The organism is Marinobacter sp. (assembly GCF_044799475.1).
GTDB lineage: Bacteria > Pseudomonadota > Gammaproteobacteria > Pseudomonadales > Oleiphilaceae > Marinobacter.
The window spans coordinates 773,046-788,056 of the sequence record NZ_CP085217.1 but is presented as its reverse complement, the minus strand read 5'-3'; the positions used below and the strand labels follow the sequence as shown (position 1 = coordinate 788,056).

At 60.5% G+C, this 15,011-nt stretch carries 9 protein-coding genes; all 9 read right to left on the bottom strand.

Annotated features, from left to right (window positions below; translation table 11 throughout):
* Nucleotides 1–39: 39 nt before the first annotated feature.
* Nucleotides 40–1,068, bottom strand: coding sequence for an ACR3 family arsenite efflux transporter (gene arsB / locus LG327_RS03635; RefSeq protein ID WP_404365882.1), 1,029 nt, complete (start codon nucleotides 1,066–1,068; stop codon nucleotides 40–42).
* Nucleotides 1,068–1,838: a metalloregulator ArsR/SmtB family transcription factor gene (locus LG327_RS03630; RefSeq protein WP_404365880.1), complete on the bottom strand. Its 771-nt coding sequence runs from the start codon at nucleotides 1,836–1,838 to the stop codon at nucleotides 1,068–1,070. The genes arsB and LG327_RS03630 overlap by 1 nt, the downstream gene beginning before the upstream one ends.
* A 64-nt stretch (nucleotides 1,839–1,902) precedes the next feature.
* Nucleotides 1,903–3,327, bottom strand: a complete 1,425-nt coding sequence (locus tag LG327_RS03625; RefSeq protein ID WP_404365877.1) for a PAS domain-containing protein — start codon at nucleotides 3,325–3,327, stop codon at nucleotides 1,903–1,905.
* Between the two features lie 111 nt (nucleotides 3,328–3,438).
* A complete protein-coding gene (gene znuB / locus LG327_RS03620) occupies nucleotides 3,439–4,251 on the bottom strand; it encodes a zinc ABC transporter permease subunit ZnuB (RefSeq protein WP_404365875.1) in 813 nt (270 codons plus the stop codon).
* Nucleotides 4,238–5,020, bottom strand: coding sequence for a zinc ABC transporter ATP-binding protein ZnuC (gene znuC, locus LG327_RS03615; RefSeq protein ID WP_404365872.1), 783 nt, complete (start codon nucleotides 5,018–5,020; stop codon nucleotides 4,238–4,240). Before znuC ends, znuB begins: the two co-directional genes overlap by 14 nt.
* Nucleotides 5,013–5,504 (bottom strand): Fur family transcriptional regulator, encoded by a 492-nt coding sequence (locus LG327_RS03610; RefSeq protein ID WP_404369200.1) that lies wholly within the window; start codon nucleotides 5,502–5,504, stop codon nucleotides 5,013–5,015. The genes znuC and LG327_RS03610 overlap by 8 nt, the downstream gene beginning before the upstream one ends.
* 64 nt (nucleotides 5,505–5,568) lie before the next feature.
* On the bottom strand, nucleotides 5,569–6,033 hold the full coding sequence (locus LG327_RS03605) for a chemotaxis protein CheW (RefSeq protein WP_404365869.1): 465 nt from the start codon (nucleotides 6,031–6,033) through the stop codon (nucleotides 5,569–5,571).
* Nucleotides 6,023–7,096, bottom strand: coding sequence for a chemotaxis protein CheB (locus LG327_RS03600; protein ID WP_404365866.1), 1,074 nt, complete (start codon nucleotides 7,094–7,096; stop codon nucleotides 6,023–6,025). Before LG327_RS03600 ends, LG327_RS03605 begins: the two co-directional genes overlap by 11 nt.
* Entirely contained in the window at nucleotides 7,096–15,003 is a 7,908-nt protein-coding gene (locus LG327_RS03595) for an Hpt domain-containing protein (RefSeq protein WP_404365863.1), read from the bottom strand. Before LG327_RS03595 ends, LG327_RS03600 begins: the two co-directional genes overlap by 1 nt.
* Between the last annotated feature and the right edge of the window lie 8 nt (nucleotides 15,004–15,011).

Sequence of the window (15,011 nt, the reverse complement as noted above, 5' to 3'; positions counted from 1 at the left end):
GAGGTTGTGGGCTGAGTGTCTGGGTAAGTGGTGGACGCGTCAGGCGGGCGGCGGCGCGGGGAACCAGTGCCTCGTGCGGTTGGCAAACGCCACCAGGGAGAGCATCACCGGCACTTCCACCAGCACACCAACCACTGTGGCCAGAGCGGCCCCCGAGGTCAGGCCGAAGAGGCTGATGGCAACAGCCACGGCCAGCTCAAAAAAGTTGGACGTCCCGATCAGCCCGGCCGGGGCCGCAATGTTATGGGGCAGGGCCATCTTCCGGGCTGCGAAATAGGCGATAAAAAAGATGCCATAGCTCTGGATCAGCAGGGGCACGGCGATCAGTCCGATGGCGTAGGGATTGTCCAGAATCCGGTCAGCCTGCAGGCCAAACAGCAGGACCACCGTGGCAAGGAGTCCCAGTACTGTGGTGGGCTTGCTGTGGTGCAGCCAGTCTTCCAGCCTTTTTTCGCCGGAACGCAACAGCCACCGGCGGGTGAATATTCCCGCAATCAGCGGGGCGACCACATACAGTAGCACCGACAGCAGCAGCGTTTCCCATGGCACGGTGATATCCGTAAGGCCCAGCAGGAAAGCCGCCAGTGGAGCAAAGGCAAAAATCATGATGATGTCGTTGATGGACACCTGAACCAGGGTATAGCCGGAATCCCCGCGGGTGAGGTGACTCCAGATAAAGACCATGGCGGTACAGGGCGCAACCCCCAGCAGGATCATTCCCGCAATGTATTCGTTGGCGGTGGCCGGGTCCACGAGGTCGGCAAACAGCACCCTGAAGAACAGCCAGCCGAGGGCGGCCATGGTGAAGGGCTTGATCAGCCAGTTCACCACCAGGGTAAGCATGAGGCCTTTGGGTCTTTTCCCCACGTTCCGGAGCAGGCTGAAATCCACCTGCACCATCATCGGATAGATCATGGCCCAGATCAGGAACGCTACCACCAGGTTTACGTGCGCGTAGCTCAGGCTGGCCACCAGCTCGAAGGCGCCGGGCAACAGATGGCCCCCGGCAATACCCAGCAGGATCGCGAGGGCAACCCACAGACTCAGAAACCGCTCGAAAAGTCCCATCAGGCGCAGTCCGCCTTTTTAGGCCGATCCGGCATGGCCGCCAGGCGCTCCATCAGTGGGCTGAGAAAGCGCGCACTGGCTTTTGCGGTCTCACCCAGCAGGGAGTGGATCCACCCAGGTAGCATGGGGTGAAGCCGGTAGTAGACCCACTGTCCCCGGCGCTCATCCGCAAGCAGACCCTGTTCCCGCAACTGGGACAACTGCCGGCTGATGCTGGGCTGGGAAGCTTCAAGCACCCGGGTAAGCTCACAGACGCAGAGCTCTTCTTCCTGCTGGATCATCAGCATGATGCCGAGACGGCTTTCATCCCCCAGTGCCTTGAACACACTGGCGGGCGGGTAATGACTGGCCCGGCCGCTGGATTTCTGGTGAACCATTACAAACAGGCTTATCCGTTCTTTCAGCTCTTTCATCACCAGAGCGAAAACTGAGTGACGGTTGGCAATGGCCGGATCGGGGAAATCCCAGGCAATGCGCTGCGCCGGGTCACACAGCGACAGGCACTCAAAGGCGGCCTTGTCACAGAGCGTGATGACGTAATCCCACTGCTCATCGGCGAGGGAGCTCATTGACTTGCTGTGCAGCTCCCTGCTGTCCAGCCCTGCCTCTTCAATGCACTGGATTGCCAGAGGGTGGGGAGCTTCAGGGTGGGTGCCAGCGCTGGCCACCTCAAACTGGTCCCCTGCCATCTTCCGAAGCAGGGCTTCGGCCATGAGTGACCGGGCGCTGTTGGCGGTACAGACAAACAGGACCTTACGACGGCTGCTCATTATTCAGTCCACATATAACAAAAATGGAATATAAGAATAATAGAATATCCTGTGTGAAACAAGCTCAGGCCTCCCTCAGCTGTCCCGTCATTCGGAAACCCGTGCAGCCACTCAGCGGGTCCGTAACGGCGGCCACCCGGAGAGTGAAGGGAAGCGGTTCGTTTTCCGCCCCGATCAGATGAAGATCGATCCGTGTCATCCGTCGTTCCCTGCGGGCGTCTGCCAGGGCCGCAAAAAAATTGTCCCTGTTGGTTTCACACACAAGAGCGTGAAAGGGCATCTCGGCATAATCAGCGGCAGGACAGCCAAGAAGGTCGATTATCTGGGGGGACATGTAAACAATACGGTGCCGGTCATCCAGCTCACAGACAAAGCCGCCCGTCAGGGCAACCAGGTCCCGACTGCGCTGCTCGCTGTTATTGAGCGCCTGTTTGAGGATGGATTTCTCCACCTGGTTGTTGTCCAGTTGCCGGCTCAGCCGCTGCTGTTCTTCCTCGAACGTGCGATTGAGGTGCCATTCGCGGCGGAGGCTGCGGGAGAGAAAGCCGGTAGCGCCGCCAGCTATGCCGGTCAGCAGCAGGCCTCCAAGCCAGACAATCTGTTTGGCCTGCCCGGCAGGTTCCACCAGAAAGCCGGAGCCCGGAGTTGTGGTCATCATCCACTGGCGGGTGCCAAACAGCAGTTCCGAACGCAGGGCATGCTGGTGTTCCAGGCCTGCTTCCGTGTCGAAATGGACCAGCGGCGCGCTGTTATGCTGGCTGAGGTCGTGAACCTTCAGGTCGACAGCGGCACTTCTGGCTGGCTGGAGGACTTCAGCCAGCCATTGCGCCGGCGCCAGGGCGAGGCCGAGCAGGTCGCCATCCACTCCCGGAATGAAAAGCTGCACCGAGCTGGAGTGGCCATTGTTTCGAGTGATATCGATGCGGGCAGTTGCTGTGACGACCCGCTGGTTGAGAGCGCTCAGCAGGGCGCTCTGCCAGTGGGGCACCGTATCGGCCACCAGGCCGGGCCGGGCCGGGCCATCGGGCCGTGCCTCCGTCCAGCGTACAATAAGGTATTGCTCGGCTTCCTCTACGGGGCCGCTTCCACCTCCGGACTGCCACCGGCTGAAAGGTACAGGCCGCCCCAGGTCCCCGGAAAGCTCCCGTTCCCGGAGCAGGCGCAGGGAATGGGGAACGGTTTCCAGGTACTCAACAGCAAGCAGGCCGGGATGGCCGGTCAGCAGTGTACGGGACTGTTCCCGGAAAGCTTCCTCGTCTGGAGGAGCGGGACGGGCAATCAGCTTGCCGGCAAGGACCAGGTTGTCCTTCTCCTGCCTGAGCAGGGCGAGTGCACTCTGGTGCTGCTCTGCAACCGTGTGGCTTCTGAGCTTCTCGCTGTGCTGCTGAACCTGCACTGCCATTAGCCAGGTAAGGATTAAGCCGGCGGCCAGAACGGGAACTGGCAGCCAGAGCAGCAGTCGATGTCTTGCGGGCTTCGGGTTGTCCATATCCATCTCCGGGCCGCGGCGGGTAAAGTGGTCGGCCCTGTTCCCTGGCTCTGACTGTAGCCTGGTGCCGGCCCCCGGCCAAGTGTCGGATTCTGCTGGAGGAATCGCCGTTCAGCTGCGCTGCTGTCTGAGCAGGGTATAAACCAGCACAAACAGGGCAAAGGCAGCGACCACGATGGAAGGACCGGCCGGGCTATTGAGGTGCCAGGAGGCGGTGAGCCCGGCAGTTACTGCCACCATGCCAATTATCATGGCGAACAGGACCATCTGTTCGGGACTGCCGGCGAGGCGGCGGGCCGTAGCGGCCGGAATGATCAGAAGGGCCGTGATCAGAAGGACGCCAACAATCTTCATGGCCACCGCAATCACCAGGGAGAACATGAGCATGAGCACCAGGCGCAGCCGCTCGACGGGCACCCCCTCCACCTTGGCCAGTTCCTCGTGGATGGTGCTCATGAGCAGCCCGCGCCAGAGCCAGAAGAGCATGGCAAGAACCAGACCCGCCCCGCCATAGATCCAGATCAGGTCACTCCGCCGCATGGCCAGCAGGTCGCCGAACAGGTAGGCCGTGAGGTCCACCCGGACCTCCGGCATGAAGCTCAGCGCCACAAGGCCGACGGCCAGTGAGCTGTGGGCCAGAATGCCAAGCAGCGTATCGGTAGCCAGAGTCTGGCTGCGGGCCAGCAGTACCAATAGCACTGCAATGCTGGTGCAGGTGAGCGCAATGGTGAGATTGAAAGGCAACTGCAGCAGGAAGCCCAGGGCAACACCCAGCAGGGCAGAGTGGGCGAGCGTGTCGCCGAAATACGCCATGCGACGCCACACCACGAAACAGCCCAGCGGTCCCGCCACCAGGGCAACCCCCAGTCCGCCAATCAGGGCCCGCCAGAAGAAGTCCCCAAGAATCTGATCAATGATCGCCATGCGCGCAGTGTCCATTCTGTTGTGGGCTGCCGGGCTCACTGGTGATTTCGCCGTGCAGGTCGTGGCGATGATTGTGGTGGTGGTGGTATATGGCCAGGCTGTCCGCCACCGAGCGTCCGAAAACCTTGACGAATTCCGGGTCCTGGGAAATGTCCGCAGGGTAGCCACTGCAGCAGATGTGCTGGTTGAGACAGATGACACGGTCCGTGGCGGCCATTACCAGATGCAGGTCGTGGGAGATCATGATCACACCACAGTGCAGGCGGTCCCTCAGGCCTCGGATGAGTTCGTACAGGGATGCCTGGCCATTGATATCCACGCCCTGAGCGGGCTCGTCCAGGACCAGCAGGCTGGGCTTCCGGGCCAGGGCCCGAGCAATCAGCAGCCGCTGCATCTCGCCGCCGGACAGACGATGGACGGAGGCGTCTGCAAGATGTGAAACGCCTGTGTCTTCCAGTGCTTCGCTGCACGCAGCCGCGGATTTCCCGGTCATGGCCATGAAGCGCCGTACGGTCAAAGGCAGGGTCTGCTGCAGGTGAATGCTCTGGGGTACATAGCCGATGGTTAGCCCTGGCTGGCGCCAGAGTCTGCCTTCGGTAAGGCGCTGTACGCCAATGATGGCCTTGATCAGGGTGGTCTTGCCAGCGCCGTTGGGGCCGATAATGGTCAGGATGTCGCCCCTGTTTACGGCCAGGTCAACGTCCCTGATCACCTGCTTTCCGTCAAAGGCAATGCTTGCGCCGGTGATTCTGACGAGGGTTTCACTCATTGCCGGGGGCCTTTTTGCAGGCAGGGCAGAGCCCGGTGATTTCAACACCCGTTTCTTCTGCCACGAAACCTTCGGCTTTGCTGACCTCTTCGATGGTACGGGACACTTCCGGGGCAGTCAGCTCCAGCACATTGCGGCAGCTCCTGCAGATCAGAAACAGGCTGTTGTGGTTTTTACCCGCACGGTTGCAGCCGACAAAGGCATTGAGCGAGGCGATCCGGTGAACCAGGCCATTCTGCTGCAGGAAGTCCAGTGCCCGGTAAACGGTGGGAGGCGCGGCGTTATAGCCTTCATCCCCGAGAAGGGCCAGCAGGTCGTAGGCTCCCAGCGGCTTGTGGGATTGCCAGATCAGTTCCAGCACCCGTTCCCGGGTCGGTGTAAGGCGAACGTTTCTGGCCTGGCAGATGTCCCGGGCACCGGTAAGTGCTTCCTGTACGCAGGCAGCATGGTTATGCGGACGATAGGGTAATGCGCTGACTGTCATGGGAACACCGGAACGGAAATAATGAAACATTATAACATTGTCCGGGCGATCCCTGCATCCCGCCTCAGGCGTTTGTGCTCTCCACCACCAGGGATTCGAGATATTCCAGATTGGGGATATAGGCCGTGTGGCCCTCCACGTCGACTACCATGAGGTCAGCCGGACCGGAATCTCCTTCCGTGGGAACAATCTGATCTTCGGTCAGCCGCGCCTGGCTGGGAATGCCCTGGGTTATGAGTGCCAGAAACGGCAGGGCATCGTGGTGTCTGCCAATGGTGTTCAGCACGGCAATCCGTCCGCGGGTAGTGTCCGGCAGGGCGGTGACGCCTCCGTTGATCGCATCATAGGAAATGACGGGCAGGTCCTGGCCGCGCCAGCTGAGTCTGCCGACAAGCCAGGCTGGCCCGTCAGCCTGCGCCCGGGCATCGACGTAATCCACGACCTCGGCAATGGATACGTTGGGCAGCAAAAGCTGTCGATCGGTCATTGGAATCATGACGCAGGGCAGAATGGGGCTACTATCGCTCATGTTTGATGTCCTCGGGAGGAACCCGGTAGTCCCTGCGGGCAAGCAGGCAGGATTCCTCGATCGTTTTTACAAGTTCCCGCGCCAGTTGCAACGGATTACCGGTGAAATTGGTACAGCCGGTTTCTGCCACCGAGTCCGGCATGGAGCTGTTGCCGCAGCTGTCGCTGTTCTGAACCCATATCCGGCTGCCCCGGCCCCGGAGCACTGGTGCTGCAATGGCGCCGTCGTTGCCCATGCCGGAAAACAGTATGGCATGGCAGCGGCCCTGGTAATGATCACTCACATTCAGCAGGACCTGATCGATGGATGGACCATAGGGGCCAGGCCAGGGAGTGCTTTTTTCAACCAGGGTTCCATCCGGTTCCAGGGTCCACTCATGGTCCACCGGCAGCAGAACGACTTCGCCATGGCATATGCGCATACCGGCCCTGGCCCGGACCAGCCGGTAGTGGGCGTGCCGTCCAAGCACCCGGGTCAGGACATCGGTAAAGTTTCCATCTATGTGCTGGGCATAGACAAAGCCTGTCGGCAACCCGGCAGGCAGATGATCGAGAAATGCCTTTACCGCGGCCGGGCCTCCAAGGGAGGCTCCCAGGACCCACACCCGGTCTGCCGGCTCTCCGGCAACCGCCGGTGTAATCCACTGGGGCAGGGTGACGCTTTCCGGTGCGTCAATCGGTGCGTCAGCCAGTTCAACCAGAGTAGCCTCGGAATCGAACTCTTCAAGGGCACCCAGTTGCTGCTCAAGCTTGAAGTGGAGCCGCCGCTCCCAGCGGAAGTAATCAATTCCGCCAGGTTTGGGCGCCGTGTCGATTCCGAACAGGATCGGCGCCTCGGTGTTCTCCAGCAGAAAATCAAAGAGCACCGGGTGATCTGCTTCATCTTCCAGCGTGACCAGCCAGAGTTCGACTTCCGGCAATTCCGGGTAACCCAGCAGGCGTTCCGGTGCTCCTGAAAACCCGGTCCTCAGTCCGACCCTGGACACAGCTTCCTGCAAACGGTGACGCTGCAGAACGTTATCCGAGACAATTCCGACCCGGGGCCGGCCAGAAGGGCCGGACATCAGGTGTTCCCGGTCAGCCGCTGGATGGTTTCCAGAAGCTCTGTTTCCTGGAAGGGCTTGCCGAGGTATTCATTGACCCCGATCGCCAGCGCCCGCTCACGGTGTTTCTGACCGGTTCGCGAGGTGATCATGCAGATCGGCGTATGCTTCAGGGTTTCATCATGACGCACGAAGCTCGCAACCTCGAAACCATCCATCCTTGGCATCTCGATATCCAGCAGGATGATATCCGGCTGGTGGTCCTGAAGCTGGGCCACGGCATCCAGACCATCCTTTGCGGTGATCACTTCCATCCCGTTGCGTTCCAGCAGGCGTGAAGTAACCTTGCGCACGGTGACCGAATCGTCCACCACCATGACTACCGTCTGGCGGGCTTCCCTTCGCTGGGTTTCCTCGCTGCCCTGCATCTGGGCAAGCCGCTGGCGCTCGGACAGGATGTCAGAGCGGATCATCGCCGGCAGGTCAAGAATCACCACCACGTTGCCGTCACCCAGGATGGTTGCCCCGGAAACGCCCCGGACCGAGCCAAACTGTGGGCCCAGTGATTTTACAACGATTTCGCGGCTACCCATCAGGCTGTCCACCTGGAGTGCCATGGGCTGTTCTGCGCCCCGCACCAGAATGACCGGCAGGGGTAGTGCCTGGCCCTGCAGTTTTGGATGGTGCTCGCTGTGGAGCAGGCCGCCCAGATACTGCAGGCGGTACTGCTGGCCCGCGTATTCGTACATGGGCGCGTCCGGCTGATAGTACTCTTCCAGCTCGTAGGTGCTGACCCGGACAATGCCCTCGATGGTGTTCAGCGGTATGGCGTAGAAGTCCTCGCCGGTGGATACCATCAGTGCGCGGTTGACTGACACGGTGAATGGCAGACGCACCGTGAACGTCGTCCCTTTACCCAGCATGGAATCTATATCGAGACTGCCGCCAAGCTGCTTGATCTCACTGGCAACCACGTCCATGCCGACCCCACGGCCGGAAATCTGGGTCACCTTCTGGGCCGTGGAGAAACCTGGCTGGAGGATGAACTGGAGAATCTCCCGATCACTCAGTTCCTCGTCTTCCCGGAGCATGCCCTGGCGGATGGCCTTGTCGCGGATGACTTTCGTGGGAATGCCCGCCCCATCGTCGATCATCCGCAGCACCACATCGCCGCCTTCACGGGTCAGGGACAGCGTGACTTCCCCGGTTTCCGGCTTGCCTGATTTTTTCCGGTCCGCCGGTGCCTCGATGCCATGGTCAAGGGCATTCCTCAGCATGTGCTCAAGGGGCGCAATCATGCGCTCGAGAATGTTTCGGTCCATTTCACCTTCGGCGTTACGGACATCAAACTCGACCTTTTTGCCAAGCTCGCCACTGATCTGACGGACAATCCGGCGAAGGCGCGGCACCATGGAAGCAAAGGGAATCATCCGGGTCTTCATCAGACCTTCCTGCAGCTCCGTGTTAATACGGGACTGCTGGACCAGCAGGGTTTCGGTATCCCTTACCCTGTCTGCCAGAGTTTCGCGAAGATCCGCAAGGTCTGAAGAGGACTCACTCAGGGCGCGGGAGAGCTGCTGGATGGAGGAGTAGCGATCCATTTCCAGCGGGTCAAAGTCGTCGCCGTAATCCGGGCCGTGCTCCTGTTCTGCGCGGAACAGTATCTGCGCTTCTGTTTCTATGTCCATGCGCCGCAGCTGTTCCCGCAGACGTTCAATGGTCGCTGCCATTTCATCCAGGGTGTGGCCAAAGTCGCTGGTCTGGGTCTCCAGGCGGCCACGGGTGATACTGGTCTCCCCTGCAAGGTTGACCAGCTCATCCAGCAGCGGCGCTGAAACCCGGATGGTTTCCTGGGCGCTGCGGGCAGCCTCCGCCTGGCGGCTGGAGGCTTTCTGCTTCGCTGTCTGCTTCGGCGCCTGGGGCGCCGGTGCCGATTTTGCAGCCGGGGCTTCCGGCATCTTTGTCACCGGCGTTGCTGGAGCTTCGGAAGCAGGTGCCGGGCTCACAGTGCCGGCTGCTTCGTACTGCCGTCTGATCTCGGCCACCTGGGCGGTGAGGGTTTCAAAGTCGGATTTGATGGCCTGCCAGGCGGTCTGGTCCGGCTCATTGCCTCCGAGGTCCATCAGCCTGGTCTCCAGGGCATGCGCCTGGTTACCCAGCTGTACCAGCTGGGACAGGCGTGCGCCGCCCTTGAGAGTATGGAGCGCGCGCTGGGCTTCCTGGTTGAACCGGCTGTTCGCCGGTTCCTTCTGCCAGCTGGCAATGATGGTCTCGAGCTGGTCCAGGATTTCTCCGGCTTCCTCGAGGAAAATTTCCAGCACTTCGGTGTCGACGCTTTCCGGAGCCCCCGACGAAGTTTCCGGGGTTTCTTCAGCCGCTTCTGCCCGTCCTGCTTCGGTTACGGCGTTCAGAGCAGCAATCAGCTCCGGTGCCGGCTCCGGCTTTCTGCCTTCCTCCAGCGCGACCAGCATGTTTTTCAGGCCGGCAACAGCCTGATCACTCAGCCCCAGCATCGCATGCTGATTGCCAGAACCTTCGATCAGCGGTTCGAGATTGTCATGCCAGGCTTCCGACAGATCCGCCACGGCATCAAGATCAGACAGTCGCGCTCCCCCGGTCAGGGTGTGCAGCTCCTGCTGCAGACGGGTGACCCCGGTGAGCTCTTCCGGATTCTCGCGCCACTGGGCAAGGCATTCCTCGATGGCGGCATGAATCTCCAGGCCTTCGTCCAGGAAGATCCCGGTAAGGTCTTCGTCCCGGGCCCCGGCCAGCTGGGCCTCGAGCTCCGTTGGTGACTCCACTCTCCCTGCTGATTCCGGCTCGGTGGTCGCCGCCGCTGGGCCGCGGCCGTGCAGGATGGCTTCAACTTCCGCAACCAGCTCTTCCGCCGGCGGACAGGGTTTCCCCGTGGCCACCTGCTCAACCATCTGCGCCAGCCGGTCATGACAGGCGAACAGCAGCTCATGCATGGCAGGAGAGGCGGCAATTTCGCCCTCGGCGACCTTTTCGAAAAGATCTTCCAGCACATGGGTGAGATCGCCAATGGCGGCAACACCGGCCATGCGGGCCCCGCCCTTGAGGGTGTGAACATCCCGCTGCAGCTGTCTAGCCAGTTCCCGGTTACCCGGGTCCTCGCTCCAGGCGTGGAGTGCGCTGCCGGTGGAATTGATCAGATCATAGGCTTCCTCAAGGAAGATACCGATCAGCTCCGGATCCAGATGGGACAGGTCCGCTACCGTATCTGCCGGTTCGGCCTCCTCCGGCCGTTCTGCAGGTACATCGGGAAGCACCTGATCCGGATCCGGCTGGGACTCAAGTCTCGGTTCTTCGACCTTTTCAGCCGTTTCTGCTGGCGTATCTGTCACCGCCTCCTGCAGTTCTTTCACCAGATCCGGCGCGGCCGGACACTGGCCCTGGTCGGCTATGGCCTCTACCAGTGCTGCGAGCTGGTCATGCGCACGCAGAGCCAGTTCGGTCCGGGCCGCCGTGGCCGAGATGCGGCCTTCCGCGATACGCTCAAACAGGGTTTCCATTTCATGGGCGATGTCGGCAATGGGCGAAATGTCGGCCATGCGGGCACCACCCTTGAGGGTGTGGAGCTCGCGCTGAAGTTCCTTGACCAGCTCCGGCTGGTCGGGATTTGCCTGCCACTGATGCAGCTGTTCCGCAGTGGTGTTGATGATTTCACCGGCTTCCTCAAGAAAGATTTCCGCCAGTTCCGGGTCGAGTTCGACTGTTTCGGGGTCTGCTTCTTCCGACCCTTCTGCCGGCTCAGGAGGCTCGCCAGTCTCTGCCAGGAGCAGTTCTTCAGAGCCGGTTTCTCCGGTTTCTTCGACACGGGTGACCGGCCGGCTGCCGCTGGCGCGGCCCATGTAACTATGAATCTCACCAATCAGATCCGGTGCAGGCCTTGGCGCCTCCCCCGCCTGAAGGGCGTCGACCATGCTGGCAAGTCGGTCGTGGCAACGGAAAAGCAGGTCGGAAAGCTCATCGGTCACCGACAGGCGGTGCTCGGTGAGCCCTTCGAACAGAGTTTCCAGCTCATGGGCAAGGTCGCCAATGGGGGTGATGTCCGCAAGCCGTGCGCCGCCCTTGAGAGTGTGAAGGTCTCTTTGCAGCAGGCGCAGCAATTCGACGCTTTCCGGTTTTTCGCTCCATTGCTGGAGCGTATCGGCGGTGCTCTCGATCAGATCTCCGGCTTCTTCGAGGAAGATCTCGGCAAGTTCCGCGTCCATGGCGGCGTCGCTGGCGGCATCCGGGTTTTCCTCGGGCTGTTCAGCCTCGCCGGGCTGGGAAATTCCCAGATCGGTCTCGAAGCTCTGGTCAATCTCCTCGAGCTCTCCGGAAAACTCCTCCTCGTAAAGTTCCATGGCGGCATTGGACGCCTGGTCTTTCAGGGATACCAGCTCGTCAATGAGGGACTGATCGGGACGGGTCGCCAGTCCGGCTGCAACCTGGTCCATCATGTTGATGAGGTTTTCCTGTGCTTCTTTAACCGTCAGCAGGAAGCTCTCATCCGGCATTCCGCCTGCGTCCCGGGCCCTTGTATGAACCTGGTGCAGCAGGCCGGCCAGTTCAGCCACATCGGTAATCCCGGACTGATCGGCACTGACACTGAGTTTCCCGAGTTCATGCACCAGCAGGTCGAACTGATCTGTCTGTTCAGGGGTGGCAGCCCAGTCGTCGATGATGGCATCGGCATCGAGCAGGACATCCAGGCCCTCATTGAGAAACAGGCTGATCAGCTGTGGATCCTGCTGGTCAAGAGCTTCAGTCTCGGCGGGTCTGCGGTCACCCAGGGTCCGGCTGGCAATTTCATCCAGTCGGGCCAGGAAGTCTCCGGTGCCGGGAAGTTCGGTCTGCGGGCTGGTCCGGATCTGCGCAAGGCCGTGGGTGATGAACTCACAGACGTCCGCAATCAGGCCGAGGACCTCACGATCAGCCCGGCGATTTTCGGCGCGGGCGTCCTTGATGAATTTCTCAAGGGGCGTCACCACCCTGGCAATAGGCTCGATACCTGCGGTATGGGCGCTGCCTTTCAGGGTATGCAGGGCTCTCGACAGGTCGTCGGTAAAGGCAACTGACGTTTTGTCTCCCGCATCCCGGAGAAAATCCTGCAGTGTCTGCAGGTGGGTTTCGGTTTCGCTTTCGAAAATCTCGATCAGGACGGGATCAACCGTCGTCTCGCTGGCATTGGTTTCTTCTGGGTCCTGGGCCAAGGCACCCGGAACGTCGACGGGCATTGACCGGGTGTCTGAAATCTCTCCATTGGCGAGGGCCTTTGCTCTGGCTTCAAGAACGGTTACATCCCGGGAAACGGGCCGTCGGTTCTCGAAATCGGCGACCATCTCCGGCAGCACATCGGTTACGTCCTGCAGAAGCTGGGCAATGTCGTCGTTCATGAAGACACTGCCATCTATGATCCGGTTGAGCATATTCTCAACCGACCAGGAAAGCTCCGCAGATACGGTGGCGCCCACCATCCGCCCGCTGCCCTTGAGGGTGTGAAAGGCACGGCGGACTTCGGCGAGTGCCGAGCGGTCATCGTACTGGCGAACCAGAACCGGCAGGTTTTCCCGGATGGTGTCCAGAACTTCCCCGGCTTCCTCGATGAAAATCTCAAGGATTTCATCATCAATGAGATCGTCCTCTTCCGCCACTTCTTCTGGAGTAGCGGGCGCTCCCAGCTCGATGCTTTCAGGTTCCGGCGCGCCAGCGGCCGCCGGGGCTTCCTCGCCTGCGTCGGAGCCGGTTTTGCGGGTGGTGGCCAGTGCCTCGGCGCGCTCGGCGAGCTGCTCTACATCGCCGCTGTATTCGCCTGCGCGGAATTCCTGAATCAGCGAGGGAACCCGTTCGACCACATCATCGATCAGGGCAAATATTTCGTCACTGGGCCGGATGCTCTGGTCTATGATCCGGTTCAGCAGATTCTCCACACCCCAGGCCAGTTCACCAAGGCTGGTGGCCCCGACCATGCGACCACTGCCCTTGAGGGTATGGAATGCACGCCGGACTTCAGTGAGCGCTTCACGGTCGTCGTACTGCTGACGCAGTCGCGGATAATAGATGTGGATGGTGGCCAGTACTTCCTCGGCTTCCTCAACGAATATCTCCAGGATTTCGTCATCCACCAGATCCGTGTCCGCAGTTTCGGCAAGATCGCTGGCAGTTTCCGGCTCCGGAATCTCCCCGACGTCGGCTGTGTCTTCCTTCGCTGCGTCCCAGGTGGGCTCGGCACCGACAGGAAAGCCAAGAGTGCTGAGGCTGTCTTCGGCAATTCTCAGAATGGCTTCGTTGTCTTCGATGCCCTCCGCCTTTCGTTCCAGGTAATACTCGATGCTGGTAACAGTATCGGCGAGCGTGTCGAGCTGCCTCCAGTCAGGTATGCGTTTGCCTTCGAGAAGGACATCTGTCACATAGCGCTCAGCAGATTCCAGCATGTCTGCAACACGGTTGAGAGGTATCAGGCGAAGGCCGCCGCGGATGCTGTGCAACAGGCCGGGTACGTGCTCGATTTCGCGCTCATTCCACTGGGAGGCGATGAAATTGACCACCGCGGTCTTCACCTGCTCCAGAGAATTTCTTGACTCCCGCAGCAGGGCGCTGCTGGCCTCGCCCAGCTCCCTGGAACCTGGCTCCATGGCTTGTTCGCTACGTCCCCGTTCGGAGGTGCCTTCTTTTTCCAGCCCAGCCAGGGTGGCTTCGATGTAAAGAAGCGCACCGGCGATATCCATCAGAGTGCCGTCGTCCACCGGATCTGATTGCTGGATCAGGGCTTCAACTGTTTCAATCTGTTCGGTGGTGACCCGCCGTGGAATGCCAAGCCCCAGTACCGCCAGGGTGTTGGCGACCTGCTGGAGGCCGGGCAGGAGTTCTTCGAGTTCGCTGTTCTGACGGAATTCTGCCCGCACGAACAGGTCGAGCTGATCTTTCAGCTTGGCCAGCTCTTCGTTGAGGGCGCTGACAACCGAATGAATGGCTTCGCGACCCGGACCGGAAACCCGGTCCCTTGCTTCATCCATGGCTGCCTCCGAGGGCAGAGCCTCGTCAAGGCCATACCGGACGGTCAGATCCCTGATGTAGGGCGTATCCAGGTCTCTGGCCCTTGCCACGTAATAGAGCAGATGCTTGAACAGCGCTTCAGGGACAGGTTGCTGGAGAATATCAACGTGTTCATCGATGAGTCTGCGGAGCTCGCTGTCCAGTTCCCGCAGGATCGATTTTACCGCTGCGTTGACCGGGTTATGGCCGCTTCGTATGGAATCGACAAACCCTCCGGCTGCACGCCAGAGCTCAGCCCTGGGCGTCTGGTGACAGAGCTTGATCAGCCGCAGAATGACTTTGTGGAGGTAGTCAAAATGAGCCGCCAGGTCAGTTTCCCGGACCACGCCTGCGAGAGCGAACTGGTACATCTGCCGGAGCTTGCGGATATGCCCAAGGACATTGGGGTCCTGAAGACGCTGGGATGCCTGGGCTGACGGTTTGAATCGGGCTGGCGTCAGGTCCGGCTTGAACAGAGAGGTGTCAGACAGCAGAGCTTCGCCCCTTGCGGCGCGAAGATCGTTCAGAAGCGGCAGCAGAACCAGCGGAAAATCGTCCCGGCTGCTGGCCAGATGCTCCAGGTACTGTGGCAGTTGCAGAATGGCCTGCATGAGTATTTCAACGGCTTCCTCCACATTGAGCACGGTTTCATCGAGGACTGCCTGGGTCAGCTTTTCCATTTCCTCGGTGAGCAGTGCCGCCCCATAGAGCTCAACCATCTGCAGGGTGCCATGCACCTGATGGAGATAATTCAGGCAAAACCGCAGGCGCGCTGTATCGTCGCGATTGTTGACGTATGCCTCAAGCGCGCGCTGACCCTGGGTCAGCGTGTCCTGTATTTCGCCCCGAACCCAGTCCAGGGCGATGCTGTCATGGTGATTGCCCATAACCACTC

Excerpts from the sequence above, each read along its gene's own strand:
- arsB (WP_404365882.1), bottom strand. The coding sequence starts at position 1,068 with ATGGGACTTTTCGAGCGGTTTCTGAGTCTGTGGGTTGCCCTCGCGATC.
- LG327_RS03630 (WP_404365880.1), bottom strand. The coding sequence starts at position 1,838 with ATGAGCAGCCGTCGTAAGGTCCTGTTTGTCTGTACCGCCAACAGCGCC.
- LG327_RS03625 (WP_404365877.1), bottom strand. The coding sequence starts at position 3,327 with ATGGACAACCCGAAGCCCGCAAGACATCGACTGCTGCTCTGGCTGCCA.
- znuB (WP_404365875.1), bottom strand. The coding sequence starts at position 4,251 with ATGGCGATCATTGATCAGATTCTTGGGGACTTCTTCTGGCGGGCCCTG.
- znuC (WP_404365872.1), bottom strand. The coding sequence starts at position 5,020 with ATGAGTGAAACCCTCGTCAGAATCACCGGCGCAAGCATTGCCTTTGAC.
- LG327_RS03610 (WP_404369200.1), bottom strand. The coding sequence starts at position 5,504 with ATGACAGTCAGCGCATTACCCTATCGTCCGCATAACCATGCTGCCTGC.
- LG327_RS03605 (WP_404365869.1), bottom strand. The coding sequence starts at position 6,033 with ATGAGCGATAGTAGCCCCATTCTGCCCTGCGTCATGATTCCAATGACC.
- LG327_RS03600 (WP_404365866.1), bottom strand. The coding sequence starts at position 7,096 with ATGTCCGGCCCTTCTGGCCGGCCCCGGGTCGGAATTGTCTCGGATAAC.
- LG327_RS03595 (WP_404365863.1), bottom strand. The coding sequence starts at position 15,003 with ATGGGCAATCACCATGACAGCATCGCCCTGGACTGGGTTCGGGGCGAA.